The sequence below is a fragment of the Halomonas sp. AOP43-A1-21 genome (assembly GCF_052376775.1).
Taxonomy (GTDB): Bacteria; Pseudomonadota; Gammaproteobacteria; order Pseudomonadales; family Halomonadaceae; genus Vreelandella; species Vreelandella colorata.
In genome coordinates this window covers 1-24,335 of the sequence record NZ_JBQSWC010000006.1, presented here as the reverse complement: position 1 = coordinate 24,335, position 24,335 = coordinate 1, and the positions used below count along the sequence as shown (strand labels likewise).

Here is a 24,335-nt window from a genome sequence, read left to right as displayed (position 1 = left end):
ATAATGTGCCACCTTTTGAACAGGATCGGTGACATGTGGTTTAAGCACCTGCATTTATATCGCCTACACGGCGCGCCAGAGCTCGACAGCACAACACTTTCTGATGCGCTACAAGCTCACGCAGCCAAACCGCTGGGCAATGCGGATGCCCGACGCCTGGGCTGGACAGCTCCCGCAGGACGGCTTAGCGGTGGCCAGTTGCTCCACGAGATTCAAGGCCAGCGTTTGCTTTCGGTATTGCGTCAAGAACGCCTGCTCCCCGCCTCGGTGGTGAAAGAAGAAGTTGATGAGCAGGTTGCTGACATAGAAGCCCGTGAAGGCCGCAAAGTCACCCGTAAAGAGAAGACGGCGCTCAAAGAGCAGGTAACCGAAGCGCTTCTTCCGCGTGCCTTTGTGCGCAGCCAGAAGATTGATCTGTGGTGGGATATGCGACGCCACTTGATTGGCATTAACGCAAGCTCCCGCACCCGAGCTGAAGATCTTCTGGATCTACTCCGTGAGACACTGGGCAGCCTGAAAGCCACGCCTTTATCGTCCCAGACGCTACCCATCCGCGCGATGACGACCTGGCTTGGCGACCCCGCCAGCCGCCCTGCGGATTTACAGTTGGGCGATCAGGTTGAACTTAAAGCCAAGGGCGATGATGGCGTACTCCGCGCCCGTCAGGTTGATCTGGATAGCGATGAAATTCAGCAACTGCTGGAAAGTGGACGTCAGGCAAGCAAGCTTGCGATGAGCCTGGAAGGCCGCTTAAGTTTTGTACTGCATGACGACCTCGCGCTTAAATCGCTACGTTTTGGCGATGCCTTGATCGAAGAAGCGGACCACGCAGACGATGGCGATGACGCCCTGGCCCGACTTGAAACCGACTTTATTTTAATGGCGCAGGCGTTATCCGATGACGTTGCTCGTCTGATAGAGTGGCTGGGTGGTGAAAACAAGCAGGAACCTGCGACGCCAGCAGATGCCTAACGTTTGATCTCGCTGCAATGAATTGATTTTTACTGTTTATCATCCAACGGATCGCATGACTCATCACAACGACGTAACCAACGCTCTGAATGCCACCGACCCGTGGGCAGATATACGCCCGTATACGGACACCGAAGTGGCCGATGTCCTTGCACGACTGGCCCGCGACAGCGAGCTACTGGATGCGCTTACCCGCTTTCGATTGCCCCGCATGGCACGCTGGGTTCCATCGCTTGCGCGCAAGCTTGCAAGCAATGCGATACAGCGTGAAGTAAAAGGGGTCACGACGGTACGCGATTTTCAAATGCGCATTGCCAGCTATATGGAGCGCATGATTCGCACCACGACAGATGCATTTGAAGTCTCAGGCCTGGATAAGCTCGATCCAGAAAGTGCCTATCTGTTTATTGGTAACCACCGAGATATATCGCTCGACCCCGCCTTTGTTAACTATGCGCTTTACCAGGCAGGGCGCGATACAGTGCGTATCGCCATCGGTGATAATTTGCTGAAAAAACCGTATGTCACCGACCTGATGCGGCTTAATAAAAGCTTTATCGTTCCGAGAAGCGCGCGCGGCAAACGCGCCATGCTGGCCGCCTACCAGCAGCTTTCCGCCTATATTCGCCACTCGATTACCAGCGATAACCACTCTATATGGATGGCGCAGCGTGAAGGGCGTGCCAAAAATGGCATTGACCGCACTGACCCCGCGATCATCAAGATGCTCACCATGGCCAAGCGTAATGCAGAGCGCGACATGGTGTTTGGCGACGCCGTGGCTGAGCTTAAACTCGTCCCGGTCTCCATCAGCTATGAATACGACCCCTGTGACCTGCAAAAAGCCCAGGAGCTGCATGACATAGCGAACCAGGGAAGCTACGCAAAAAGCGAATTTGAAGATATTCGCTCGATTGTCTCGGGTATTACCGGTGAAAAAGGCCGAGTACAGCTACGCTTTGGCACCCCGGTAGGTGCCGACATGGCCACCCCAGACGAAGTAGCGGCGGAGATTGATCGCCAGGTTATCGGCGGTTATCGGCTTTACCCAAGCCATTACCTGGCTCTGGAAGCACTCGGTGAAGCACCGGAGCTAGTGGCTCGCAAGACGATTACCCGCCAGGACCGTGAGCGCTTTAAAGCGCGTATGGAAAGCATTCCTGAGAACCTTCGGCCATACTGGTTAGCACAGTATGCCAACCCCGTTAAACACAAAGCGGGGCGTTTGACGCTTAAATAATAGGACTGCGCGATAGGCTTTGGACCCAGTCGAGCCATGCCCGCTCCACAAAAAAATGCTATGGTCAATGCATTGACTGGCCCCGCTTGCCAATATGCGCAAGCGCGGCGTTAAGGAGAGCTTTATGTCTGCATCGGAAATTCAAAAAACGCGTATTATTAATGAACTACGCGGCTTTATACGTAAATTGCTTCAAGACCCCAATATTCTTGAACAGTCGCTGGTGATCGCTCGTCAGCAATTAACTGAAGGCAGCAGCCCGACCGTTATGGCACGGATCGCCAATGAAATTTCGGACACTACCAGTGTGCATATTCCGGAAGATCCTGCCGAGCATTCAGAGGCCGACAGGCTATTTTTAGAACTTTTGAAAGAAGTCGTTCAAGAAGAGCAAGCGCTGTACTAGCTTCATGAAAAGCGAAGATACAGGTGTCCTATTCATCTGATCTGCTGGCATCTTCGCCACTTAATTACGCTAACCGGCTAAGCCGTCGGTTAACTTCGCCGTTTTATTGTCATCGCCTAATCGGAATTATCATTCACCATGTCTAACTCTGCCACGCGCAACATTCTGGTGACCAGCGCGCTCCCCTACGCTAATGGAGCTATTCACCTCGGTCACTTGCTTGAATATATCCAAACCGATATCTGGGTACGTTTTCAGAAAAGCCGTGGCCAGCAGTGCTACTACGTTTGTGCCGACGACGCTCATGGCACGGCCATCATGCTGCGTGCCGAGCAGGAAGGTATTTCACCGGAAGCCTTGATTGACCGGGTCTCGCAGGATCATCAGGAAGATTTTGCCCGCTTTGGCGTGGGTTTTGATAACTACCACTCCACGCATTCCGATGAAAATCGTCACTTCAGTGAGCTAATTTATAAGCGTCTGCGCGACAAAGGCCATATTGCTACCCGCGATATCGAGCAGATGTACGACCCTCAAAAAGGCCTGTTCCTGGCAGACCGCTTCATCAAGGGTACCTGTCCGAAATGCGGGACGGAGGATCAGTATGGCGATAACTGCGAAAAATGCGGCGCCACCTATACCCCAGCCGACCTAATTAATCCGGTCTCAGCTATTTCTGGCGCCATTCCTGAAGTGCGCAGTTCAACCCACTATTTCTTTAAACTGCCCGACTTTGAAGCGTTTCTACAGGCCTGGATAAACGATGGCCATGTTCAACCACAAATTCGCAACAAGCTGATGGAGTGGTTTGAGTCAGGCTTTAATGAGTGGGATATCTCCCGGGATGCACCCTACTTTGGATTTGAAATTCCGGATGCGCCAGGCAAGTATTTTTACGTTTGGCTTGATGCGCCTATCGGCTACTTGGCCAGCTTTAAAAATCTATGCGAGCGTGAAGGCATCGATTTTGATAGCTATTGGCATAAGGATTCCAGCGCCGAGGTCTATCACTTCATTGGTAAAGATATCGTTTATTTCCACGCACTTTTCTGGCCGGCCATGCTGCACGGTGCCGATTTACGCACGCCTACTGCGGTTAACTGCCACGGCTTTTTAACCGTGGACGGCGCCAAAATGTCTAAGTCCCGTGGCACATTTATCAAAGCTGCTACCTACGCCGACTACTTGAATCCTGAGTACTTGCGTTACTACTTTGCGGCAAAGCTCACCTCTAAAGTTGATGACCTTGACCTCAACCTGGAAGACTTTTCAGCGCGGGTTAATGCGGATCTCGTTGGCAAAGTGGTCAATATCGCCAGCCGCTGTGCCGGGTTCGTAAAAAAGATTGGTGGCGGTACGCTTTCCGCGCACTGCGCCGAACCGCAGATGGTCGCTCGGTTTATTGCCGCGGGCGATGAGATCGCCGAAGATTTTGAGGCACGCGAATTTAGCCGTGCCATGCGCAAGATCATGGAACTGGCTGATGAAGCCAATACCTATATTGCCGATAAAGAGCCCTGGGCACTTGCCAAGCAGGACGGCCGTGACGAAGAAGTACTCGAGATTTGTTCAGTAGGCATTAACCTTTTTCGCCAGTTGATGGTGTACTTAGCCCCAGTAGTACCTACCATGGCCGCCCAGGCACAAGCCTTCTTGAAGCTTGACTCACTTAACTGGGAAAGCCGTCATAGTGCACTGGTGAGCCATGAGGTGGAGAAATTCAAACCCCTGATGACCCGAGTAGAACGTGACAAAATCGACGCTATGATTGAAGCCTCAAAGGAGGATCTGGTGGAAGAGCAAAAGCTTAAGGAAGCTCCTAAAGGACCTCTGGCAGAAGCCCCCATTGCTGCCGAAATCAGCTTTGATGACTTTGCAAAGGTAGATTTGCGCATTGCCCGTATCACCAAGGCACAGTACGTAGAGGGCGCTGATAAGCTGCTGCAATTGACGCTGGATTTAGGCGGCGAAACCCGCAACGTATTCTCCGGCATTCGCAGCTCCTATGCACCCGAGGCGCTGGAAGGGCGTCTTACCGTCATGGTCGCCAACCTTGCCCCGCGTAAAATGCGTTTTGGCCTTTCCGAAGGTATGGTGCTTGCCTCGGCCAATAAAGACGGTATTTATCTGCTTTCACCTGACGCTGGTGCCGAACCCGGCCAACGTGTAATGTAGCCGACCTTTAAGCACTTCCAGGGGGTAGAGACGACCAGACTCTGCCCCCTTCTTGCGTGTATTGCTTAATAAACCTTTTACAAGACTCTCCGTTTAGGCCTGATTATGCTTCGGCACTTCTCTCAATCACTGCGTTTTCAATTTTTAGTAGCGTTGAGTGGTGTGCTATTGCTCGCTCTATGCTCATTAGTCGTGATGAGTAAATGGTTTATTTTTCCCGCCCTGCACGAAGAAGAGCGTGGCGTTATTAATCAGGAGCTAAAACGTGTTGAACGCAGTCTCGACTTAGCCCAGCAAAGCCTACTGGCTCAAGCGCGTGATTGGGCTCACTGGGACGATACTTATCAATTCGTTCAAAATAACTATCCACGCTACGCCGACGTTAATTTCAGCCCTGATATGATGAGAGAGATGCGCTACCAGTTGATAGCGTTTTTTGATGCTAACGGCGAGATCTACTTTCTTTCAGGCTTAGACCCTGACACTAACCAGTTTGCAATCTGTGCAGGCGTTACTGATGATTGCGCCTGGATGGCAGCGTTGATTGACAGTATCCAGCGTTCGATAGAAAACACCCCTGAACAGCAATATTTTCTTTCACCAGGGGTTAGCGCTCCGGCAATGGTCGCCATTACGCCAATTCTGCGCACTGACGGCAGCGGCCCGAGCGTCGGCTGGTTAGCCAAAGTGCGCTTAATGGATAAAAAATGGGTAGCGCAGATGGAAAATGTAACAGGCCTTCCGATCACCATTGAGCAGCGACCGACTTCTGAGGCCATACCGTTTACCAACATTGAGGGCGAGACGATTTACGCCCATCATTTACTGCCGACCAATGTGCCCACCATTAGCATCTTGGTGGGCACTCAACTTAACCGTACTCATTATCTAGCAAGCCTTAGTACCATTCGCTATGTATTAATCTGGACAGCTTGCCTCATGCTGTTTGTGATTGGCTTTGTACTCTGGCTTATGGAGCGCATGATTTTAAAGCCACTTAAAGCACTGGCCATTTTTGCAAAACAAACTATGAGTGAAGACAGTAATTTGGACTCTGCACTGCTTTGCCAGCGTAACGATGAAATTGGGCTATTAGCGCGAAGCTTTGATCAGCAGCTAAGTCGACAACGTGAGCTTAATGCTGAGCTTTTAAATCTCTCCACGCATGATTCTTTAACGGGCCTACCTAACCGGCGGCTGTTCGACCAGCGCCTTCAAGCGTCCATTCATGAAATGGAGGCGTCATCGCAACCACTCGCCGTGATGATGCTGGATATCGATCATTTCAAGCTTTTCAATGACCACTATGGGCACCAGAAAGGCGACCAGTGCTTGCAGCAGGTCGCCCAGACACTGCAAAAAGTGGCCACCACGCATGATTTTTTAATCGCCCGAACCGGGGGTGAAGAATTTAGCGCATTACTGCCCAATACCTCTGCCCAACAGGCAAAACATATTGGTCAGTTGCTGCATGACACGATAGATGCTTTAGCATTTCCTCATCTGGCCTCGCCCGTAGCGCCCTATGTTACTATTAGCGTAGGAATCGGGTCGCTGGACGAAGGCACCGATATTTCTCCGAATGTACTAATGAGCACCGCCGATCAAGCGCTTTATAGCGCCAAAGCGGCAGGACGCCACCAGGTCAAGATATTCACACCGCCTAATGCTGATTTTTTTGTCGTCAGCCACGATACGTCACTATGAGCGAGTTATTTATCATTCTGATCAGCACGGCGCTGGTCAATAATTTTGTATTGGTACAGTTTTTGGGGCTGTGCCCGTTTATGGGGGTTTCCAATAAGCTGGAATCTGCCATGGGCATGTCGCTGGCGACCACTTTCGTATTAACACTTGCCTCGGCTGCAAGCTACGTTGTCTATTACGGCTTGTTGGTGCCGCTGGATGTGACCTATCTGCGCACCATCAGCTTTATTGTGGTGATTGCCGCAGTTGTGCAGTTCACCGAGATTATGGTGCGCCATTTAAGCCCGCTGCTGCATCAAGTACTGGGCATCTTTCTGCCTTTGATCACGACCAACTGTGCGGTGTTGGGTGTCGCCCTGCTCTCGCTCAACCGCGAGTTAAGCTTTTTCCATACCACGCTTTACGGGCTTGGCGCGGCGCTGGGGTTTTCATTGATCCTGGTGCTTTTTGCCGCCATGCGTGAGCGTTTAGCCGGGGCGGATATTCCCAAGCCGTTCAGGGGTGCCGCTATCGCCATGATTACCGCCAGCTTGATGTCACTCGCCTTTCTCGGTTTTTCCGGTTTAACCCAAGGGTAATTCAATACCATGAGCGATACGTTCTCTCTCTGGGGTATTGTCAGCGCCATTGGCATACTCACTGGCTTAGGGGTTGGCTTCGGCGCTCTATTAGGAGCCGTTAGCGAGCGCTTCAAGGGCGACGAGCATCCGCTTGTTGACCAGATTGATGCGCTGCTGCCCCAAACTCAGTGCGGCCAGTGCGGCTTCCCAGGCTGCCGCCCTTATGCTGAAGCGATTAATGAAGGCGATGCCCTGAACAAATGCCCGCCTGGCGGCGAGGCAACCATTCATGCCCTGGCCGATTTGCTTGGCCGCGAGCCCGAGCCGCTTGATGGGGACGCCCCCAGCGAAGCAAAGGTAGCGTTTATCCGTGAAGCTGAGTGCATCGGATGTACCAAGTGCATTCAGGCGTGCCCAGTGGACGCCATTATTGGCGCCGCCAAACAGATGCATACCGTTATTGAAGATGAGTGCACGGGCTGTGACTTATGCGTCGACCCTTGCCCGGTAGACTGTATCGATATGCTTCCCAGGAGTACGCCCCTTAGCCAGTGGCAACCGATTGTGTCTCCCGCTCACAGTGTCATTGCAAGCGACCGTATACCAGCAACCGTACACCAACAACCAGGGGGCTAGATGGCACGCCTATTTGATTTCCCAGGCGGTGTTTATCCTCCCGAACGCAAAGCCCGTTCGGCGCAATCACCGCTACGCCGCGCTCCCCTACCTGCACAGGTAGTGCTCCCCTTGCGTCAGCATAGCGGCCGCCCGGCAACGCCCTGCGTTAGCCTCGGCGATAACGTCCATACGGGTAGCCTGATCGCTAAACGCGATGGCCTGATATCCGCCGCTGTGCACGCAACGGTCAGCGGCACGGTTAGCCAGATGGATGGCGATACTATCGTAATTGACAGTGATGGTCAGGATACCCGGCAAAACCTGCCCCCGCTTGATTGGCGCGCAACAGATGCGCCTATTCTGCTTACCCGCTTGGACGAAAGCGGTGTGGTTGGGCTAGGCGGTGCCGGGTTTCCAACCCATATCAAAGCCCGGGTGATTGAGCGCCACGCTATCGATACGCTGGTGATTAATGCCGCCGAATGCGAACCCTATATTACGGCCGATGACCTAACTCTGCGCTGCTACCCAAGCGAAGTGCTCGAAGGTGCTCAATTAATTGCCTCGTTGTGCGGCGCCCAGCAGATTGTTATCGGTATTGAAGATAATAAACCCGAGGCCATTGCCGCGTTAAAGCGCGCCATATCACAAAGCCAGCCTACAAGCGTTACGTTAACGGTTATTCCTACACGTTACCCAAGCGGCAGCGAGCGACAGTTAATTAAAAAGCTGTTGAATCGAACGGTGCCGAGCCAAGGCCTGCCGGCGGATGTGGGGGTGCTTTGCCACAACCCCGGCACGTTATTGGCAGCACTTTACGCGGTGCGTGATGGTCAACCGCTGGTTGAACGGGTAGTAACGCTAAGCGGGGAAGCCATTGCCCAACCGGGCAACTACTGGGTGCGTTTGGGCACGCCTATTGAGATACTTTTAACCCAAGCAGGGTTGGATAACGCCAGGCTCAGCCGCGTTATCCAGGGTGGGCCGATGATGGGCAGCTCAGTTGAAACGCTTGATTCGCCCGTCACAAAGACCACTAACTGCCTGATTGCAGCAACGCTTGAAGAGTTGCCTTCCGCACCAACGGAGTCGCCCTGTATTCGCTGCGGTGCGTGTGAAAACGTATGTCCCGCCCAGCTACTTCCTCAGCAGTTACACTGGTACGCCCGTGCCCAGGACGATGACAAGCTTGAGCGCTACCACCTTTTTGACTGCATTGAGTGTGGTGCCTGCAGCTACGTTTGCCCGAGCCATATACCGCTGGTTGATGATTACCGCGAAGCGAAAGGCCGTCTTCGTCACAACAGGATTGAGGCAGCCAAGGCCGAACATGCCAAACATCGCTTCGAGTTTCGTCAGGCACGCTTAGCCCGTGAAGAAGCCGAAAAGCAGGCGCGCCGCCAGGCCCGGTTAGCTCACAACAAGCCCACCGATGGGGATGTCAACAACGAGAGTGCCAGCGCTCCCCCCGTCGACTTGCGTAGCCTGCGCATTGCTCAAACGGCGGCCAAGGCGGCGGTTAGAAAAGCCGAAAAAGTCCTTGCACGAGCAGCCCAGCAAGAGCCACAGCAATCTCATGAAGATCTGGAAACGCTGCTGGCTACCGCCCAGGAAAATCTTAAAGCCGCCGACTTGCAGCTGGCGCAAGCGCGTGAAAGCGCTAAAGCACCTACCGCTGAGGACACTCCATGAGTATGTTTCACGCCTCGCAGGTCGATGATGCCTCGTCTCTATTAATGGCTCCGCCAACGGCCTCATTAATGCGCTGGGTGGTGATAGCCACGCTGCCCGGGGTGTTGGCCATGACGTATCACTTTGGCTTGGGCGTACTTAGCAATATTGCCCTGGCGTCGATAATGGGCGTCCTTCTTGAGGCGGCCATGCTGCATGTTCGTAGCCGCCCCATAGCGCCAGCGTTAACAGACACCAGCGCATTACTGACCGGTGTACTGCTAGGCGCTTCATTACCCCCGGCAAGCCCCTGGTGGCTAATAGGGGTAGGTATGCTAGCCGCCGTAGTGATCGCCAAGCAGCTTTATGGCGGCTTGGGGCATAACCCGTTTAATCCGGCCATGGTGGGCTATGCCCTACTCCTGGTCTCTTTTCCTACCTATATGACCCTATGGGCGCCGCCTCAGCCGCTGATTAACGATACGCTTTGGGCACAAATCCTGGGCACGTTACCTACTCCCCAGCTTGATGCGCTTAGCGGTGCCACGCCACTGGATGCGTTTAAACATAAAGCAGAGGAGCTGTCTGCCCAACAGTTCTGGTTAAGCAGCCCGCTGCCTGAAAAAACGCTCACCGCCTGGTACACCATTAGCCTCGCCTGGCTTGCGGGCGGTGTACTACTGCTGATTAAACGGATTATCAGCTGGCACATTCCCGCCGCCCTGCTGGGCAGTTTAGTGGCACTCGCAGCGCTATTTTATCTGAGCGACTCTGACCGCTTTGCATCGCCGATTTTTCACCTATTAACCGGCGCCACGCTGTTTGGGGCTTTCTTTATTGCCACCGATCCGGTATCCGCCGCGACCAGCCAGCGCGGCAAGTTGCTGTATGGCGCGGGTATTGGGGTGCTGATTATGGTGATTCGCAACCTGGGCGGCTATCCGGATGCCGTGGCCTTTGCCGTTCTGTTGATGAACCTTTGTGTCCCGCTGATCGACCTATACACAGTACCCCGCCCAACAGGGCACGCAAAAGACGCACCTGGAGTACCACGATGACACCCATGAGTGCCATGCGGCGCGGTGCTTTCACGCTGGGTGTCTTTGCGCTGATTACTGCGGGCAGCGTTGCCGTCACCCGCGCGTTGACGGCTGAGCGCATTACACAGCACCAGCAGGCCTATCAACACCGCCAGCTGCAGGCGGTACTGCCTCAAGCCTTCGTCGACACATCGATTGATCAGCTTCTGGAAAGTACATTTGACCTGCCTGATGCTGATGCCTTAGGCCATCGCAAACCCGCTATAGGCTGGCAAATAAGCCGTGACAATCACCGCGCCATTATTTTACCGGTCATTACCCGTCAGGGTTATAGCGGTGAGATTGACTTGTTAGTAGGAATTGATGAGCAGCAGCGCATTAGCGGTGTGCGGGTTACCTACCATCAGGAAACCCCAGGCCTGGGCGATAAGATCGAACGCCAGCGCAGCGATTGGATTACCCGGTTTAACGGGCTAAGTCTTGATGAGCTGCCAGCCAGCGCCTGGGCGGTTAAAAAAGACGGTGGGCAGTTTGATGGATTTACCGGGGCGACCATTACGCCTCGCGCTGTCGTTCAGGCAGTTTACACGGCCTTGCAGTATGTCGCCGAGATGCCGTTACCCACTAGCGCTGAGGAGCCCTCGCAATGAATCAATGGCAAACGCTAACCCATGAAGGCCTGTGGGCCAATAACCCCGCATTGGTGCAACTGTTGGGGCTGTGTCCGCTTCTGGCCGTCAGCACGACCGTGGTCAACTCGCTGGGGTTAGCCATTGCTACGCTGTTTGTGATGGTAGGCGCGAGTACCGCCGTATCGCTGGTGCGTCATCAGGTTCCCAGCACCGTTCGGCTCCCGGCGTTTGTGATGATCATCGCCGCCTTTGTTACCTGTGCGGAGCTATTAATGGCCGCCTATGCCTACCCGCTCTATCAGCTGCTGGGTATTTTCATTCCGCTGATCGTCACGAACTGCGCTATTTTAGGCCGTGCCGATGCGTTTGCCTCCCGCCAGCCTGCTGGTCTTGCCGCACTCGATGGCCTGATGATGGGCGTTGGGTTTGGTAGCGTTCTGGTGGTGCTGGGAGGGCTGCGCGAGCTGCTGGGTCAAGGCACGCTGTTTAGCGATATGGCGCTACTGTTTGGCCCGTTCGCGGCCAACTGGCAGCTTACCCTGGTAGACGATTATCAATTTCTATTTTTTGTTCTACCGCCCGGAGCCTTTTTCGTTGCTGGCCTGCTGATTGCGCTGAAAAACGTGCTGGACCAGCGCAGCGCCACGCGCGCCCTACCTGCGCCAGCCTCACCACGCACAGAACGCCGCGTCCGGGTCACCGGCATTATCAAGTAACCGTAGAGACACGCCATGAATGCCCAAAAGCGCCATGAAATTTTTGCTCGCCTTCAGGCAGCGGACCCGCACCCCACGACTGAACTCAACTGGACCACACCTTTCGAGCTGCTGGCGGCGGTGCTACTTTCTGCGCAAGCCACCGATGTCGGCGTCAATAAGGCAACCGCGCGGCTCTACCCCGTTGCCAATACGCCCCAGGCAATCATCGATTTGGGTATCGATGAGCTTAAAACGCATATCAAGACGATCGGCCTCTATAACACCAAAGCTGAAAACTTGATGAAGACCTGCCATATTCTGGTTAATCAGCACAGTGGCGTCGTGCCCGACACACGCATCGCGTTAGAAGCGTTGCCGGGTGTGGGGCGTAAAACCGCCAATGTGATTCTAAATACGGCGTTCGGGCAGCCAACTATTGCGGTCGATACGCATATCTTTCGTGTTTCAAACCGTACCGGTATCGCCAAGGGTAAAAACGTCGTCGAGGTGGAGCAAAAGCTGATACGCCATGTGCCCAAAGGATTCCGGCAGGACGCCCATCACTGGCTTATCCTTCACGGCAGATATACATGTATTGCCCGCAAACCGCGTTGCGGAAGCTGCATAATCGAAGACCTGTGCGAGTTTCCGGATAAAACCGAACTCGCCTAGCCTACTTTTACACTAGGATGCCCTTATGCCGATGCCTGCTACTCTGCTACATAGCCAACCCATTGAGCAGCGCATCGATGCTCTATTTGCGTTATCCCGCCAGCACGCTGAACACTTCTGCAGTCCCGGCGCCTGGCTTTCGCGCCAGCGCTATCTGGCGCAGCATCCGACATCCATCGTAGTCATGAAGTGCATGGATGGACGTATCCATCTTCCCCACGCCACCCGCACACCGCTGGGTATCATTACCCCATTTCGCAACCTTGGTGGAATTTTCGATTTAGGCTGGCCGTATCTGGGTGAGCTACTCACCGACACCGTCGTTGATGCCGCTAACGCTGGACGGGGCACGTTACTGCTGATCACCTATCACTTTTCTCACGGCAATCAAGCGCGGGGGTGTGCCGGGTTTGGTTGTGATACTCAGGCAGCCAAAGCGCACGCCTATGCGATTGCCCGCCAAGCAGGTCAGCTGTTTGGCGAGGACCATCAGCAGGTCTACCCGCTGGTATGCGGGTTTGAAACTGACAGCGACGCGTTGATACTTCATGGCCAGGATGACGCGGTTCTGGATATTCGCGAATGGCTCGGGCAGCCTATCGAAGCCCTGAGTGCTCATCTACAGGCCGTATGCCCCGACATGCCCGCCGATATGCGCCGGGACTTACTGCCGCTGCTTGAGGGTAATCTGGCTCACGTTAATGATCTGCAAGGTGTTGAGCGTGAACTGGATATCGAACATCGTGAGTGGGCGATTTGTATCGGACGTGGGTTCGACTTTTTACATTTGCCGAATACCGCACTCATTATTGGCCCTTACGGCCCCGATTTAGCCGAGCCGATCGGCACCGCTGCCACCATCATCGAAGCCAATATGCAGGCAGGCAGAATTCCTGATGACGGTTTTATGCTGCTGGCCTCAACGCCTTATCAGCATAGCGGCATTGACCGCGCCCGCGCGATGTTGAAGTCACGCTTTTTATCCGATTTCGCCGAGCAGGTGATTCGTCGCGAGCATCCCGTTCTTGCTCAAAAAATGCGCCGTCACACGGCTGTCGTTCACTGGCCAACGCGGCGCCTTGACTCACTTGTCTGACGCAACGCCTGCCATGTCCGGTGCAAGCAACGAACGATACGCCTCACGCCATGCAGACCACGCCCAAGCCTCGGTGTTTAAAACACTGGGGCGTGTTTCAGGGGTAGTAAGCCAGGCATGTAACCGCTGATAGAGACCTTCTGAAGTGCCATCGTAACGGTAGCTGTCAGTATATAGTTCAGGAAAGCATAGCCTGTCCGGCACTAACGGCAGAGCACCCTGCTGGGCGGCTTCCATAATCGCCAGCCCCTGAAATTCATGCCAGGTAGTTGATACCACGATACCGGCGGTCGCCAGGAGTTCACGGTATTCCTGCTCCGGCTGCGGCCCCCAGGCCACTATATGCGCTGCCAGCTTCTCCTGGGCAATATCAAAAATGGGCGGTGTTTGTCGAAAGCGCTGGCCCAACACGGCTAGCTCAAAATCAACCCCCTGCTCGCTTAAAGCGATTAACACATTAAAAAAATCGTCTGGGTTTTTGTCGTACTCCCAGCGGTGGTTCCACACAATACGCTGGGGAATCGAACCATTAGCGTTCGCTTCAGCAATCGGCGTAAGCGGCACGGGCAGTACGTGGGCACGCGAGCATAATGCTTCAAGGGGTTTTGCGGCAGGCAGGTTTTCGGGCATTTTCTTTAGAAATGCGCGTACGCCAGCAAAGAAAGAGTCGCGATTATAAGCGGTGTTAAATACAACGGTATCGGCGGCAAGCGCGGCGTAGAGGTTTACCATCTTGGCCTCTACCTGGGGCATCTGATCGCTGGACTCCGGGTAGGCAAACTGGTTTTCGTGAAAATAGACAATTTTCCTGGCCCGCCCTAAATGGGGAAAAAGCCCGATCAGCGTCGCCAGATCCACCATGGACGTTGCCAGCACCACATCATAGGGTTGGTTGAGCGTCTCATGCTCTTTTAGCCACCAGCTAAGCGGGTTACCGCGGATTCGCCAGGCAAAGTGACGCGGCGGTAAACTCAGCGTTTGCCACGCCACTTCAGGAAGATTAGCCATTAAACTGTCTGCCCAGTAACGGTGACTTACCGCTTCGTACGCTGAGAGTAATAGAACGCGCATCAAAACCCTTATTAAAAACCAGCATTAAAACTCGCTGTTAAAAACCCTGGTGCTCCAGCTTATCAGCCAGCGATTCTAACACGTCGATCCCTTGTACATCGGTCGCCAGCCAGGGCAGTGTGGGGCGAGGAAGATGCTTAAACAGCGTATCGATGCGCTCAAGGTAGGTCGCCTCCTGCACGCGTCGTGCCTGCAAAAAAGCACCATCTGCCTCTTCAGGTATCACCCGGTTAACCAGCACGCCCGCCACGTTAATATTAACCTCTTCCAAGGCGCCGACGGCGCGTTGTGTCTCGAGTATGGGCAGCCGCTCCGGCGTCATGACGAATAAAAAGCTGCACGCCTTGGCATCTTCTATACGCCGCCGTGCTTGGTGAAACAGCCGCCGACGGTTGATTAGCGTTTCCGCTACTTCTCGGGTCCGCTCATCCAGACCGGAAAGCGCATCTTCCGTGGGGTTATCAAAGGGGGTGGCGACATCCTGCCCGCGTGAAGGCGTGAGATGCTTTAACACGCCACTTAACTCAGCCGATTTTCGGTTGTGCGCCAGCAGTCCATCCGTCCAGGCTGCCATGGCTTCGGGCAGAGTTAAAAGGCGCAGCGTATGCCCGGTAGGCGCCGTATCGATAATGACCAGATCATACGGTGCGTCATCATCCAGCATCAGCCGAGCCAGCCGCTCAAGCAGGGCCGCTTCCTGAGTGCCGGGGGACTGACGCGTGAGGCGCATTTGACGCTCAAGCTCCTGCATCATTTCAGGCGCAGCGAAGCGGCGCATTTGCTGAGTGACTCTATTTAAATGCGCTTCAACCTCACTATCCGGATCTATTTCCATGGCATCCAGGTTCGGCAACAAACGGCGCGGCGTATCGCCTAACGTGCGATCAAACACATCACCCAGGCTATGCGCGGGATCAGTTGAAACCACCAGTACGCGCTTATTGCGCCTGGCCGCAAGAATCGCCAAAGAGGCCGCGACGGTTGTTTTACCCACGCCGCCTTTGCCGCCTACCCACAGTAAGCGGCGGTTGAGAACTGATTGCATAGGCTACCTATCTATAAGTTCATTTACCTATTTATAAGTTCATTTAGCTATCTATCTCTGAGGCCATTTATCCAGGATGTATTAACCCCGAAATGACGCGTTAGCAGCAGCGAAAATGATCCAGCGGCGAATGCTCCATGCCCATTCGCGTATGCCAGTCGTGAAAACGCTCAAGCAACAGCGGCTGAAGCTCCAGCGTGTAATAGGACGCGGGATTGGGTACTCCCATCATTTCTGAAAAGACTAACAGCATGAACAGGTCATCTTCATCACGGCGCGCCCGTGCAATAGCTCCACGGTAGCGCGCGCTGTAGACCTCTTCGGTGAAAAAACGGGCCTGCCCCAACCAGGCCCGCAACGTATCACGCTTGGATGACGCCACTTTATCCGAGTCATCGCGCATTATGATGCCCTCTTATTTAGTCGCCTTGGGCCGCCATTTCAGCGCGCGAGCGTTTAAGCGCTGCGGCACACTCCATCGCAACCAAAATCGCCGCCATCAGCACCACAATATCCAGCACTAACAGGAACATGTTGCCCTGATTCCAGAAGGTACGCAGCTGGATAAGAAGCGCCAGAATAGTCATGACCAGCAAGAAGCACAGAGGCGCCAGGGTGTACCACATGGGGCGCCGCAGGCGTACCAACATAACCGTAATCACCAAGAGCGTTAGCCCGGCCAGCAGCTGGTTGGTGGTGCCAAACAGCGGCCAGATAATCAAGCCACCGGAGCCATTCGCACCGCCGGCGCCAAACGCCAGTAAAAGGCAGGTGCCAACGGCAAGTGCGGTTGCTAGCGAAGGTTTTTTCATCCATTGCTGGTTATAGATATCGCCCCACTCTTGGAAGATATAGCGCTGCAAGCGTAAGCCGGTATCCATGGTAGTGCCTGCAAACAGCGCGGCCATGACGGTTAAAAGCGTCGCCGCGGTAGCCTGGGGCAGCCCAAGGCCGTTATGGATGATAAATGCCCCGCCTTCTACAAACGCATTTACCCCACCTTGGCCAAAGGCGCTGTACATGGCCTGCCAATCGCCAAATGTCGCAAACCCTGCGGTGGCTGCCAGAATAGCCGCTAGCGCCAGCATGCCTTCGCCTACCGCACCAAAGTAGCCTACAAACCGCGCGTCGGTTTCTTTATTGAGCTGCTTGGAAGTGGTACCTGAAGAGACCAGCCCGTGAAAGCCTGATATTGCACCGCAAGCAATCGTTACAAAAAGCAGCGGTATCATCGAAGGCGTGCCGGCAGGCACATTGTCATTAAAGGCAGGCGCGACCAACGTTGGGTTAAGCAGTACCAGCGCTCCGTAAAGAATCAGCAGGCCGATAAATAGCTGCAAACCGTTGATGTAGTCCCGTGGCTGCAGCAGCATCCATACCGGTAAAAGTGATGCGATGGCCGCGTAGCCAAATAGAATTATGATCCAGATCGCATTACCCGACATCCCGGCAACTTCGGCTGGCATTTGTACGGGCACCATAGGACCAATGCCAATCAGCGCATAAAGAGCGATAACGCCTACTACAGATACCACCGCTAGGCTCATTATCCGCCGATAGATCAGTTGGCCAATGATCAGGGCCACAAAAATCGCGCCCCACACCGGCACCACCGCACTGGGGAAATTCATCATCAACCCGGCAATTACCACGGCAAACACGGCATTGACCATGAGCAGCACCAGGAAGATCACGATCATGAAAATGCTGCGGGCCCGCTTACCCACCACATCGCCCGTCAAGGCGCCTACCGATTTGGCTTTATTGCGCACGCTTGCCCAAATAGCGCCAAAATCATGTACACCGGCAAAAAAGATGGTGCCAAACACCACCCATAAAAACGCGGGTGCCCAGCCCCATATTACTGCAATAGCAGGCCCTACGATGGGTGCCGCCCCAGCAACCGAGGTGAAGTGATGCCCCCAGAGCACGAAGCGGTTGGTCGGTACATAGTCGATACCGTCTTCGAATTCATGGGCAGGGGTTTTGAAATTGGGGTCTAACTTATAGATCTTTTGAGCAATAAATTTGGAATACACAAAGTATCCTAAAGCCATTGCCCCAAGTCCGATTAATAGCAGGATAACAGCACTCATATGCGCGGCTCCTTTGGTAATGATTGTTGTTGTTTATTAAAACCAAGGCACGTATAGGTGTTTCTGTTTACATGTTGGTACGGCTTATTGAATACGTCTATGCCTAAATTCCTTTAAACCCCACTCTTCATCCAAAAGTCTTAAGCTGGCGTCCGCATTGGCTTTCTATTCGGCCAAGGTCGTCTTGGCTCGTCCTGCTTGGCTATCTACACTCTTAATGGTGTAGCGTATTTTAAATAACAACCGATTAGGTGGGCTCCATGGCAAAAGTGCTGGTGGTCGATGACGAACCGAACATTGTGCTATCGATCGAGTTTTTAATGGAGCAGGCAGGGTTTGAAGTTACCAGTGCAGCCGATGGTGAACAGGCACTTGAACAGGTAGCGACCCATACGCCAGATGTCGTGCTACTGGATATCAGCCTTCCAGGCATTAGCGGGTTCGATGTGTTAGAAGCACTGCGCACCCGCTCGGCGACGGCATTACTACCGGTTATCATGCTCACGGCCCATGGGCGAGAGGTAGAGCGAGAGAAGGGATTTGCGCTGGGCGCTAACGCCTACATTACCAAGCCGTTTTCAACCCAGGCCCTTGTCGATCAAGTGCAAGCCGTGCTGGCAGAGAAAACCTTATGAAGCCCAAGGGGCTGCCTAAACGACAGCGCTTGATTGGCGCCTGGTTGTTACTAACCGCTTTTAGCCTGCTAGGCGGCGCCCTGTTTGCCGTGTGGCTGGATAGCCAATTGGAAGTGACCGGCGTCTATCAGCTGCTGCTCTGGCTGGGATGCTTTTCAGGTGGCGCCACAATATTTGCAGTGGGTTTATTGCTTGAACGCATGCTGTTTAGTCCTGTGCGTCAGCTACAGGCGCAGCTCGCCCGCTTGGTTGCCAACCCTGATACTGAAGATTTCTCGCAACCACAGGGCTGGCTGAAAGGATTAGCTCCGGACTTGCGCCGCGCGCAGGAGAGCTGGCAGTCAGACCGACGTAGCCTGCATAGAGCCCATGCGGACGGCGCCAAAAGCGCTACCCGCATTCGAAAAGAGCTTGAGGCCTTGCTTCAAGTGCTGGAAACGCCCCTTCTGCTTTACGATAAACACCGCCGCTTGATGCTCTTTAATCAGGCGGCCGAGCAGTTTTTTGCTGGCACACCTAGCTTGGGTCTGGGTAAGCGGCTCGAAGCGCTGTTTCCACTGGCGAGTTTGCAACAAACCCTAAGCCAGTTGCCAGCCGATGGTACCCAGCGAGAACTCCTGGTGCCTTGCGATTGCCGCTGGCTGAAAGTAATCGTACGCCGCGTGCCCGAAAGCCAGGATGAAACGCTGATTACCTGTAGCGATGCGACAGCTGCCTGGTCAAACGAAAGAGGCGTTCGTGCGGAGCTTGCGCAAATGCTCACCCCGTTGCGCCAACATACGGCAAGCCTGGTAACCGCCACCGACGCACTTAGCCAGCTGCGCCAGCACGATCATACAAGCGGCTCCCTTGCCCACCGTCTGGAGCAGGTGGCGAATGAAGAAAGTATCGCCCTGAGTGAGACAGTGGCCAGAGTTGGCGGGCTTATCGAAGCCATACAGCAACAAGGCGAGCGTCTTACCTCCATATGGTCCAATGATTTCTGGCAAATGTTGGACGACTACCTGGACCCGGCCCACCGCCTGATTACTCCGATTGGGGTGCCTGCATGGTTTAAAGGAGATGCCCCGGCCCTCATGGCACTGTTTAATTCGCTGGTTAAACACCTTAGCGATTATTTTAAAAACAATCTCAATGACAATATCAAAAACAGCATCAAGAGCAGCATTTTTGAGGGCGAAGTCTCTATCAGCTCCAAACATACCTACCTGGACCTTATATGGTTGGGCCCGCCAATACCCGAACGCGAACTTAACCAATGGCGCCAACAAATATTGGATGCCCTTCCTCTAAGCCCTAGTGCTGCCGACGTACTGCGTCAGCATGCCAGTGACGTATGGAGTATCCAGGACGCCGACGGTCAGCATGCACGTCTTCGCTTACCCTTGCCTTCTGTTGAGCAAAGTGAGGCACCGCGCGTCGTTACTCCCCGCCCTGAATTTCATGACTTTGGGATTGCCGATTTACCCCCTCCGGACGCCGCCTTGGCCAATCGCCCCTTACGTAGCCTGGAGCTGGTTATTTTTGATACTGAAACAACAGGGCTCGAGCTTCGCCGGGGCGACACCGTCATTAGCTTAGGCGCCTGCCGTATCGTCAACGGGCGCTTATTGGCCAGCGATGTGTTTGATCACTACGTTAACCCGCAACGGCCGATTCCTGCGGCAAGCACCGCTATCCATGGGATTACCGATAATGATGTTATCGATGCGCCATCACTAATACCCGTACTGGCACACTTTCATGATTACATCGGTGACGCGGTGTTACTTGCCCATAATGCCGCCTTTGATATGCTCGCAATTAGCCAAAATAGCGTTTTATTCGATATGCCCGTGCTGGATACCTTGCTAATTTCACGAGCATTAGATGAAGCACTCGACGGCCATGACCTGGACAGCCTTGTACAGCGCTATGGATTAATATTTCCCACGGGAATGCGCCATACGGCGTTGGGTGATGCCCGGGTGACCGGAGAGCTTTGGCTTGCTCTATTGCCTCGGTTGGAAGCGCGCGGTATTACGACGCTTGAGCAGCTACTGCACTTTCAAGCAAGCGCGTTTGACCGCGAGGATGCCAGCGCCTCATGAAGCCTTCAAACCCACGCTATCGTGAAAGGCTGTTGGTGCTGGTCATTCTGGCACTAATACTTTTTTGCCCGCCGTTATTACTAGTGATCGACCGCCTCCCAACGTTAAGTATTGGCTGGTTACCGATGTATCTTTTTTGTAGCTGGGCCTTGATTATTGGCCTGACCGCGTGGCTGATGGAACCTACTACAAGGCGATAATCATGCGAACGGATGCGCTGATACTAAGTGCGGTGTTCGGTTATTTAGGGCTGCTGTTTCTGGTGGCGGCCTGGGGTGATCGACGCGCCGAACAGGATCGTTCTATCATTAATTCGCCGACTGTCTACGCACTTTCCATTGCGGTTTACTGTACCGCGTGGACCTTTTACGGAAGCGTAGGGCGGGCAGCGCAATTTGGTCCAAGCTTTTTACTTATCTATCTTGGGCCAACGCTTGCGATGATGCTATCACCGTTTATCATCCGCAAGATGGTACGCATTGCCGCGCGCCAGCGGCTGACCTCCATCGCGGATTTTATTAGTGCGCGATACGGCAAAAGCGTCGGCCTTGGTGCGTTAGTGGCACTCATATCGCTGATTACCATTACGCCCTATATCGCGCTGCAATTAAAAGCGATTACGGTTAGCCATGCAGTGCTGATCAATTATCCCCAAAGCGCCGATTCGATACTGTATAACGAGCGCTTCTGGATGGATCGGTCACTCTGGGTGGCCCTCGTATTAGCCGTATTTATCATTTTATTCGGTACCCGCCATCTGGACGCCAGTGAACGCCACGAAGGCATGGTGGCAGCCATTGCCCTGGAATCGCTGGTCAAGCTGATGGCCTTCTTAGCGGTAGGCATTTTTGTTGTTTTCATTCTATTTGAAGGGCCAGGCGCGCTTTTTGCCCAGGTTGCCCAAACGCCTGCGTTAAGCCAATTAATGCAGTTGGAGAGTGTACCGGGTGGAGCAACCGGCTGGGTGGGCATGTTGATTCTCGCCTTTCTGGCGTTTTTAACCTTGCCACGCCAGTTTCAGGTGCTGGTGGTGGAAAATGTCGATGAACAACATCTGGCTCGCGCCAGCTGGCTGTTTCCCCTTTATCTACTGCTGATCAACCTATTCGTTATACCCATCGCACTGGCGGGATTACTACTCGATGCGGGGGACCCAGACAGTTTTGTGCTTACGCTACCGCTTTCTGCAGGGCTCGAAGGCCTTCCCCTTCTGGTTTTTATTGGCGGGCTTTCTGCGGCCACCGGCATGGTCATCGTTGAAACCATTGCACTCTCTACCATGGTCAGCAACCAATTGATCATGCCACTTTTATTACGCTCCAAAGCCCTGCATGTAGATAGCCACGGAGGCCTTGCCCGATTGCTGCTAAGAGTGCGCCGGGTAGCCATCGTGCTTATTTTGCTGCTTGGCTATCTCTATCACGCACTCATTGGCGATACCTACAGTTTGGTTACTATTGGGCTGGTCTCTTTTGTCGGCGCGGCACAGTTTGCGCCAGCACTTCTGATTGGCCTTTATTGGCGTGGAGCAACCCGGCTGGGCGCAATGTATGGGTTAATCGCCGGTTTTTTAATCTGGGGCTATACGCTGCTTCTGCCCGGTTTTGCTCAATCCGGCTGGCTGGACGCAGCGCTGCTCACCGATGGCCCGTGGGGGGTTGGCTGGCTAACGCCCTATGCACTTTTTGGGTTGAAGGAATGGGATATCTATAGCCATTCACTCCTGTGGAGTATGCTCGCCAATGTAGGACTGTTAGTGGGAATTTCGCTATTTATGCGCCCCACCCCGCTTGAACAAACCCAGGCGGCATTGTTTACCGAGGCGCTCCACCCCAACTTGCAAACAACGCCGCTCCAGCGCGGCCAAACCACCCAAGGCGCGCTTTATGAGCTGCTGGTTCGCTACTTGGGCTTTAAGGTTGCCTTGCGGGTTTTCTCAAAACGCACCCATAATTTTGAATTAACCCAGCCCCATCTACCCGCGTCGGATGACGTTATTATGCGCGCTGAGCAGGCGCTCGCGGGCTCGCTGGGCAACGCCTCGGCACGCATCCTGATCAACTCGGTGGTAAGAGGTGAAGCGCTCGATATTGAATCGATCCTGAGCATGCTGGATACCACCACGCAAACGCTGGAATATAACCGTCAGTTAAAGCAGAAATCAGACGAGCTTGCGCGCATAGGACAAGACTTGCAAAGCGCCAATGACCGTCTCCGTGAGCTTGACCGCTTAAAAGATGAGTTTGTGGCCATGGTCAGTCATGAGCTACGCACGCCGCTTACTTCCATTCGTGCGTTTGCCGAAATTCTCGCAAGCCATCAGGACATCCCAGAAGCCAAGCGGCAGCATTTTTTGCAAGTAATGGTATTAGAGAGCCAGCGCCTATCACGCCTGATTGATGAAATTCTCGATCTGGCTCGCCTGGAAAGCGGTCGCATGCCTCTTAATGCCGTGCCGCTAGATTTGGCGGCAATTGCTGATCATAGCCTTGAAGCCATTGCGAGACTTCAGGAAGAACGCAACGTGAGCCTTACCGTTGCGATTGATGAACGGCCCGCCCACGTTATCGGCGACCCCGACCGTTTAGAGCAAATCATTATCAACCTATTGGATAACGCCAGTAAGTTTGCCAATCATGAAAATCCACGCGTTTTACTGCGCCTTTTCAAACACGATCAGCATATCTATCTATGCGTAGAAGATAACGGCATGGGTATTGAAGAGAAGGAGCGCGAGCAGGTATTTGAAAAATTTAATCAACTACTATCTAGTGATAAAGCAACGAGTAAGCGCCCAAAAGGCAGCGGCTTAGGGCTCCCCATAAGCCGGGCAATTGCTACGCATCTCGGTGGCAGGCTTTGGATAGAAGATGCCCAGGTGTTAAACGGCGCATGTTTTGTATTAGAGCTCTCTGAAGCCGTTAACACGTAATGACCATGTATTGACATAACAATGACAATCGCACTAGCGTTAAGCAACCCACTTAAGCTATTCTTTTACTAATTAAGCTTCATTCAAAGTGGTTGTTCACGGAAGATCTGATGCAGAATCAACAAGACCAGTCTTTTAATGAGAATAGCAACAATTATACTATTGCGATACAGCCTATTGTAGATAGCAACTTACAACATGTAGCAGACGAACTGTTGTATCGTTCTAGCGACGCTTGTAATTCAGCCCACATTGATGATGATGTCCAAGCAACAGCGCGTGCATGCGCCGTTGCTGTCTATGAAATTGGGCTTGAGAATCTTTGCGGATCACGTCAACTTTTTATCAATGCCTCTTACGGTTGGCTTACCAATCCCAATTTGCAAGGCTTGCCGAGCCAGCAAATTGTTATCGAAGTGCTTGAAAATACGCCTGTAAATCAAGAAGTGCTTACGTCTTTACAGTCTTTAAAGCAACAAGGTTACACGATAGCACTTGACGATTTTATATTAGATAAAAACAATGAGAAGTTATTACCTTATTGCGATATTGTCAAAATTGACATTTCAAACCCAATACAAAAAGAAGTCATAAAAAAATTGGTGTCTCAAGGTTTTACATTACTAGCCGAACGCGTAGAAACACAGCATGAATTTGAACTATGCCAATCCTTAGGCTTTACGCTATTTCAAGGCTATTTTTACGAAAAACCTAAAACTCAGGCATCTGGCTCGATTCGACGCACGGCCTCTCGGGCTAATCAACTGCAACTTTTAGCTTGTCTTTATAGTGAAAATGCTAGCTTAGCAAATATTGGATCTTTGATCACAAGAGATCCTTACTTATTAAGCGCAGTATTTAAACGGGCAAATTCAGCTGAAAAAGGAGCCGGCAAGCCTACCACCAAACTCATCAATTGCTTGCAAATGATTGGTTTGAAAGAACTTAGAACACTTGTTTCAATACTCATGTTAGCTAG

At 53.2% G+C, this 24,335-nt stretch carries 21 protein-coding genes; 17 read left to right on the top strand and 4 right to left on the bottom strand.

Features of this window, described 5'->3' with window-relative positions:
• Positions 1-33: 33 nt before the first annotated feature.
• The 13 genes from ACT3R7_RS04960 (at position 34) to ACT3R7_RS04900 (ending at position 13,487) form a co-directional block, all read left to right on the top strand.
• Positions 34-972: a recombination-associated protein RdgC gene (locus ACT3R7_RS04960; protein WP_417419921.1), complete on the top strand. Its 939-nt coding sequence runs from the start codon at positions 34-36 to the stop codon at positions 970-972.
• 55 nt (positions 973-1,027) lie between these two features.
• A complete protein-coding gene (locus tag ACT3R7_RS04955) occupies positions 1,028-2,212 on the top strand; it encodes a 1-acyl-sn-glycerol-3-phosphate acyltransferase (RefSeq protein ID WP_193091401.1) in 1,185 nt (394 codons plus the stop codon).
• Positions 2,213-2,336: 124 nt separating this feature from the next.
• Positions 2,337-2,618, top strand: coding sequence for a hypothetical protein (locus ACT3R7_RS04950; RefSeq protein WP_192537892.1), 282 nt, complete (start codon positions 2,337-2,339; stop codon positions 2,616-2,618).
• Positions 2,619-2,756: 138 nt separating this feature from the next.
• Positions 2,757-4,793, top strand: coding sequence for a methionine--tRNA ligase (gene metG / locus ACT3R7_RS04945; RefSeq protein WP_417419920.1), 2,037 nt, complete (start codon positions 2,757-2,759; stop codon positions 4,791-4,793).
• A 195-nt stretch (positions 4,794-4,988) separates the two neighbouring features.
• A complete protein-coding gene (locus ACT3R7_RS04940) occupies positions 4,989-6,500 on the top strand; it encodes a sensor domain-containing diguanylate cyclase (RefSeq protein ID WP_417419919.1) in 1,512 nt (503 codons plus the stop codon).
• Positions 6,497-7,078, top strand: a complete 582-nt coding sequence (rsxA, locus tag ACT3R7_RS04935; protein WP_018916043.1) for an electron transport complex subunit RsxA — start codon at positions 6,497-6,499, stop codon at positions 7,076-7,078. The genes ACT3R7_RS04940 and rsxA overlap by 4 nt, the downstream gene beginning before the upstream one ends.
• Positions 7,079-7,087: 9 nt before the next feature.
• The gene (rsxB, locus tag ACT3R7_RS04930; protein WP_193091404.1) at positions 7,088-7,696 is read left to right on the top strand and encodes an electron transport complex subunit RsxB; all 609 of its coding nucleotides are present in this window, start codon (positions 7,088-7,090) and stop codon (positions 7,694-7,696) included.
• Positions 7,697-9,370: an electron transport complex subunit RsxC gene (gene rsxC, locus ACT3R7_RS04925; protein WP_417419918.1), complete on the top strand. Its 1,674-nt coding sequence runs from the start codon at positions 7,697-7,699 to the stop codon at positions 9,368-9,370. It abuts the gene before it with no gap.
• Positions 9,367-10,407: an RnfABCDGE type electron transport complex subunit D gene (locus ACT3R7_RS04920; protein WP_417419917.1), complete on the top strand. Its 1,041-nt coding sequence runs from the start codon at positions 9,367-9,369 to the stop codon at positions 10,405-10,407. The genes rsxC and ACT3R7_RS04920 overlap by 4 nt, the downstream gene beginning before the upstream one ends.
• Complete coding sequence (rsxG, locus tag ACT3R7_RS04915) at positions 10,404-11,039, top strand: electron transport complex subunit RsxG (RefSeq protein WP_441675803.1); 636 nt, start codon at positions 10,404-10,406, stop codon at positions 11,037-11,039. The genes ACT3R7_RS04920 and rsxG overlap by 4 nt, the downstream gene beginning before the upstream one ends.
• Complete coding sequence (locus tag ACT3R7_RS04910) at positions 11,036-11,737, top strand: electron transport complex subunit E (protein ID WP_417419915.1); 702 nt, start codon at positions 11,036-11,038, stop codon at positions 11,735-11,737. Before rsxG ends, ACT3R7_RS04910 begins: the two co-directional genes overlap by 4 nt.
• A 15-nt stretch (positions 11,738-11,752) precedes the next feature.
• A complete protein-coding gene (gene nth / locus ACT3R7_RS04905; RefSeq protein WP_192537900.1) occupies positions 11,753-12,391 on the top strand; it encodes an endonuclease III in 639 nt (212 codons plus the stop codon).
• Positions 12,392-12,416: 25 nt separating this feature from the next.
• Positions 12,417-13,487: a hypothetical protein gene (locus tag ACT3R7_RS04900; protein ID WP_417419914.1), complete on the top strand. Its 1,071-nt coding sequence runs from the start codon at positions 12,417-12,419 to the stop codon at positions 13,485-13,487.
• On the opposite strand, the gene ACT3R7_RS04895 is transcribed toward ACT3R7_RS04900, so the two are convergent.
• From ACT3R7_RS04895 to ACT3R7_RS04880, 4 genes are all read right to left on the bottom strand, one after another.
• The gene (locus ACT3R7_RS04895; RefSeq protein ID WP_417419913.1) at positions 13,476-14,558 is read right to left on the bottom strand and encodes a tRNA-queuosine alpha-mannosyltransferase domain-containing protein; all 1,083 of its coding nucleotides are present in this window, start codon (positions 14,556-14,558) and stop codon (positions 13,476-13,478) included. The genes ACT3R7_RS04900 and ACT3R7_RS04895 overlap by 12 nt on opposite strands.
• A gap of 37 nt (positions 14,559-14,595) precedes the next feature.
• On the bottom strand, positions 14,596-15,603 hold the full coding sequence (locus ACT3R7_RS04890; RefSeq protein WP_193091410.1) for an ArsA family ATPase: 1,008 nt from the start codon (positions 15,601-15,603) through the stop codon (positions 14,596-14,598).
• A 100-nt stretch (positions 15,604-15,703) separates the two neighbouring features.
• Positions 15,704-16,006: a cory-CC-star protein gene (locus ACT3R7_RS04885; protein WP_192537904.1), complete on the bottom strand. Its 303-nt coding sequence runs from the start codon at positions 16,004-16,006 to the stop codon at positions 15,704-15,706.
• Positions 16,007-16,022: 16 nt separating this feature from the next.
• On the bottom strand, positions 16,023-17,699 hold the full coding sequence (locus tag ACT3R7_RS04880; protein ID WP_192537905.1) for a carbon starvation CstA family protein: 1,677 nt from the start codon (positions 17,697-17,699) through the stop codon (positions 16,023-16,025).
• 260 nt (positions 17,700-17,959) lie between these two features.
• Here ACT3R7_RS04880 and ACT3R7_RS04875 point away from each other — a divergent pair, with 260 nt between their 5' ends.
• From ACT3R7_RS04875 to ACT3R7_RS04860, 4 genes are all read left to right on the top strand, one after another.
• The gene (locus ACT3R7_RS04875) at positions 17,960-18,334 is read left to right on the top strand and encodes a response regulator transcription factor (protein ID WP_192537906.1); all 375 of its coding nucleotides are present in this window, start codon (positions 17,960-17,962) and stop codon (positions 18,332-18,334) included.
• Positions 18,331-20,424 (top strand): 3'-5' exonuclease, encoded by a 2,094-nt coding sequence (locus ACT3R7_RS04870; protein WP_417419912.1) that lies wholly within the window; start codon positions 18,331-18,333, stop codon positions 20,422-20,424. Before ACT3R7_RS04875 ends, ACT3R7_RS04870 begins: the two co-directional genes overlap by 4 nt.
• Before the next feature lie 202 nt (positions 20,425-20,626).
• The gene (locus tag ACT3R7_RS04865) at positions 20,627-23,356 is read left to right on the top strand and encodes a sensor histidine kinase (protein WP_192537908.1); all 2,730 of its coding nucleotides are present in this window, start codon (positions 20,627-20,629) and stop codon (positions 23,354-23,356) included.
• Between the two features lie 110 nt (positions 23,357-23,466).
• Positions 23,467-24,335: EAL and HDOD domain-containing protein (locus ACT3R7_RS04860; protein ID WP_496198850.1), on the top strand; the 869-nt coding region annotated here is incomplete at its 3' end.

Bases quoted from the DNA above. Each gene is read 5' to 3' on its own strand.
- ACT3R7_RS04960 (WP_417419921.1), top strand. From the start codon at position 34: ATGTGGTTTAAGCACCTGCATTTATATCGCCTACACGGCGCGCCAGAG.
- ACT3R7_RS04955 (WP_193091401.1), top strand. From the start codon at position 1,028: ATGACTCATCACAACGACGTAACCAACGCTCTGAATGCCACCGACCCG.
- ACT3R7_RS04950 (WP_192537892.1), top strand. From the start codon at position 2,337: ATGTCTGCATCGGAAATTCAAAAAACGCGTATTATTAATGAACTACGC.
- metG (WP_417419920.1), top strand. From the start codon at position 2,757: ATGTCTAACTCTGCCACGCGCAACATTCTGGTGACCAGCGCGCTCCCC.
- ACT3R7_RS04940 (WP_417419919.1), top strand. From the start codon at position 4,989: ATGAGTAAATGGTTTATTTTTCCCGCCCTGCACGAAGAAGAGCGTGGC.
- rsxA (WP_018916043.1), top strand. From the start codon at position 6,497: ATGAGCGAGTTATTTATCATTCTGATCAGCACGGCGCTGGTCAATAAT.
- rsxB (WP_193091404.1), top strand. From the start codon at position 7,088: ATGAGCGATACGTTCTCTCTCTGGGGTATTGTCAGCGCCATTGGCATA.
- rsxC (WP_417419918.1), top strand. From the start codon at position 7,697: ATGGCACGCCTATTTGATTTCCCAGGCGGTGTTTATCCTCCCGAACGC.
- ACT3R7_RS04920 (WP_417419917.1), top strand. From the start codon at position 9,367: ATGAGTATGTTTCACGCCTCGCAGGTCGATGATGCCTCGTCTCTATTA.
- rsxG (WP_441675803.1), top strand. From the start codon at position 10,404: ATGACACCCATGAGTGCCATGCGGCGCGGTGCTTTCACGCTGGGTGTC.
- ACT3R7_RS04910 (WP_417419915.1), top strand. From the start codon at position 11,036: ATGAATCAATGGCAAACGCTAACCCATGAAGGCCTGTGGGCCAATAAC.
- nth (WP_192537900.1), top strand. From the start codon at position 11,753: ATGAATGCCCAAAAGCGCCATGAAATTTTTGCTCGCCTTCAGGCAGCG.
- ACT3R7_RS04900 (WP_417419914.1), top strand. From the start codon at position 12,417: ATGCCGATGCCTGCTACTCTGCTACATAGCCAACCCATTGAGCAGCGC.
- ACT3R7_RS04895 (WP_417419913.1), bottom strand. From the start codon at position 14,558: ATGCGCGTTCTATTACTCTCAGCGTACGAAGCGGTAAGTCACCGTTAC.
- ACT3R7_RS04890 (WP_193091410.1), bottom strand. From the start codon at position 15,603: ATGCAATCAGTTCTCAACCGCCGCTTACTGTGGGTAGGCGGCAAAGGC.
- ACT3R7_RS04885 (WP_192537904.1), bottom strand. From the start codon at position 16,006: ATGCGCGATGACTCGGATAAAGTGGCGTCATCCAAGCGTGATACGTTG.
- ACT3R7_RS04880 (WP_192537905.1), bottom strand. From the start codon at position 17,699: ATGAGTGCTGTTATCCTGCTATTAATCGGACTTGGGGCAATGGCTTTA.
- ACT3R7_RS04875 (WP_192537906.1), top strand. From the start codon at position 17,960: ATGGCAAAAGTGCTGGTGGTCGATGACGAACCGAACATTGTGCTATCG.
- ACT3R7_RS04870 (WP_417419912.1), top strand. From the start codon at position 18,331: ATGAAGCCCAAGGGGCTGCCTAAACGACAGCGCTTGATTGGCGCCTGG.
- ACT3R7_RS04865 (WP_192537908.1), top strand. From the start codon at position 20,627: ATGCGAACGGATGCGCTGATACTAAGTGCGGTGTTCGGTTATTTAGGG.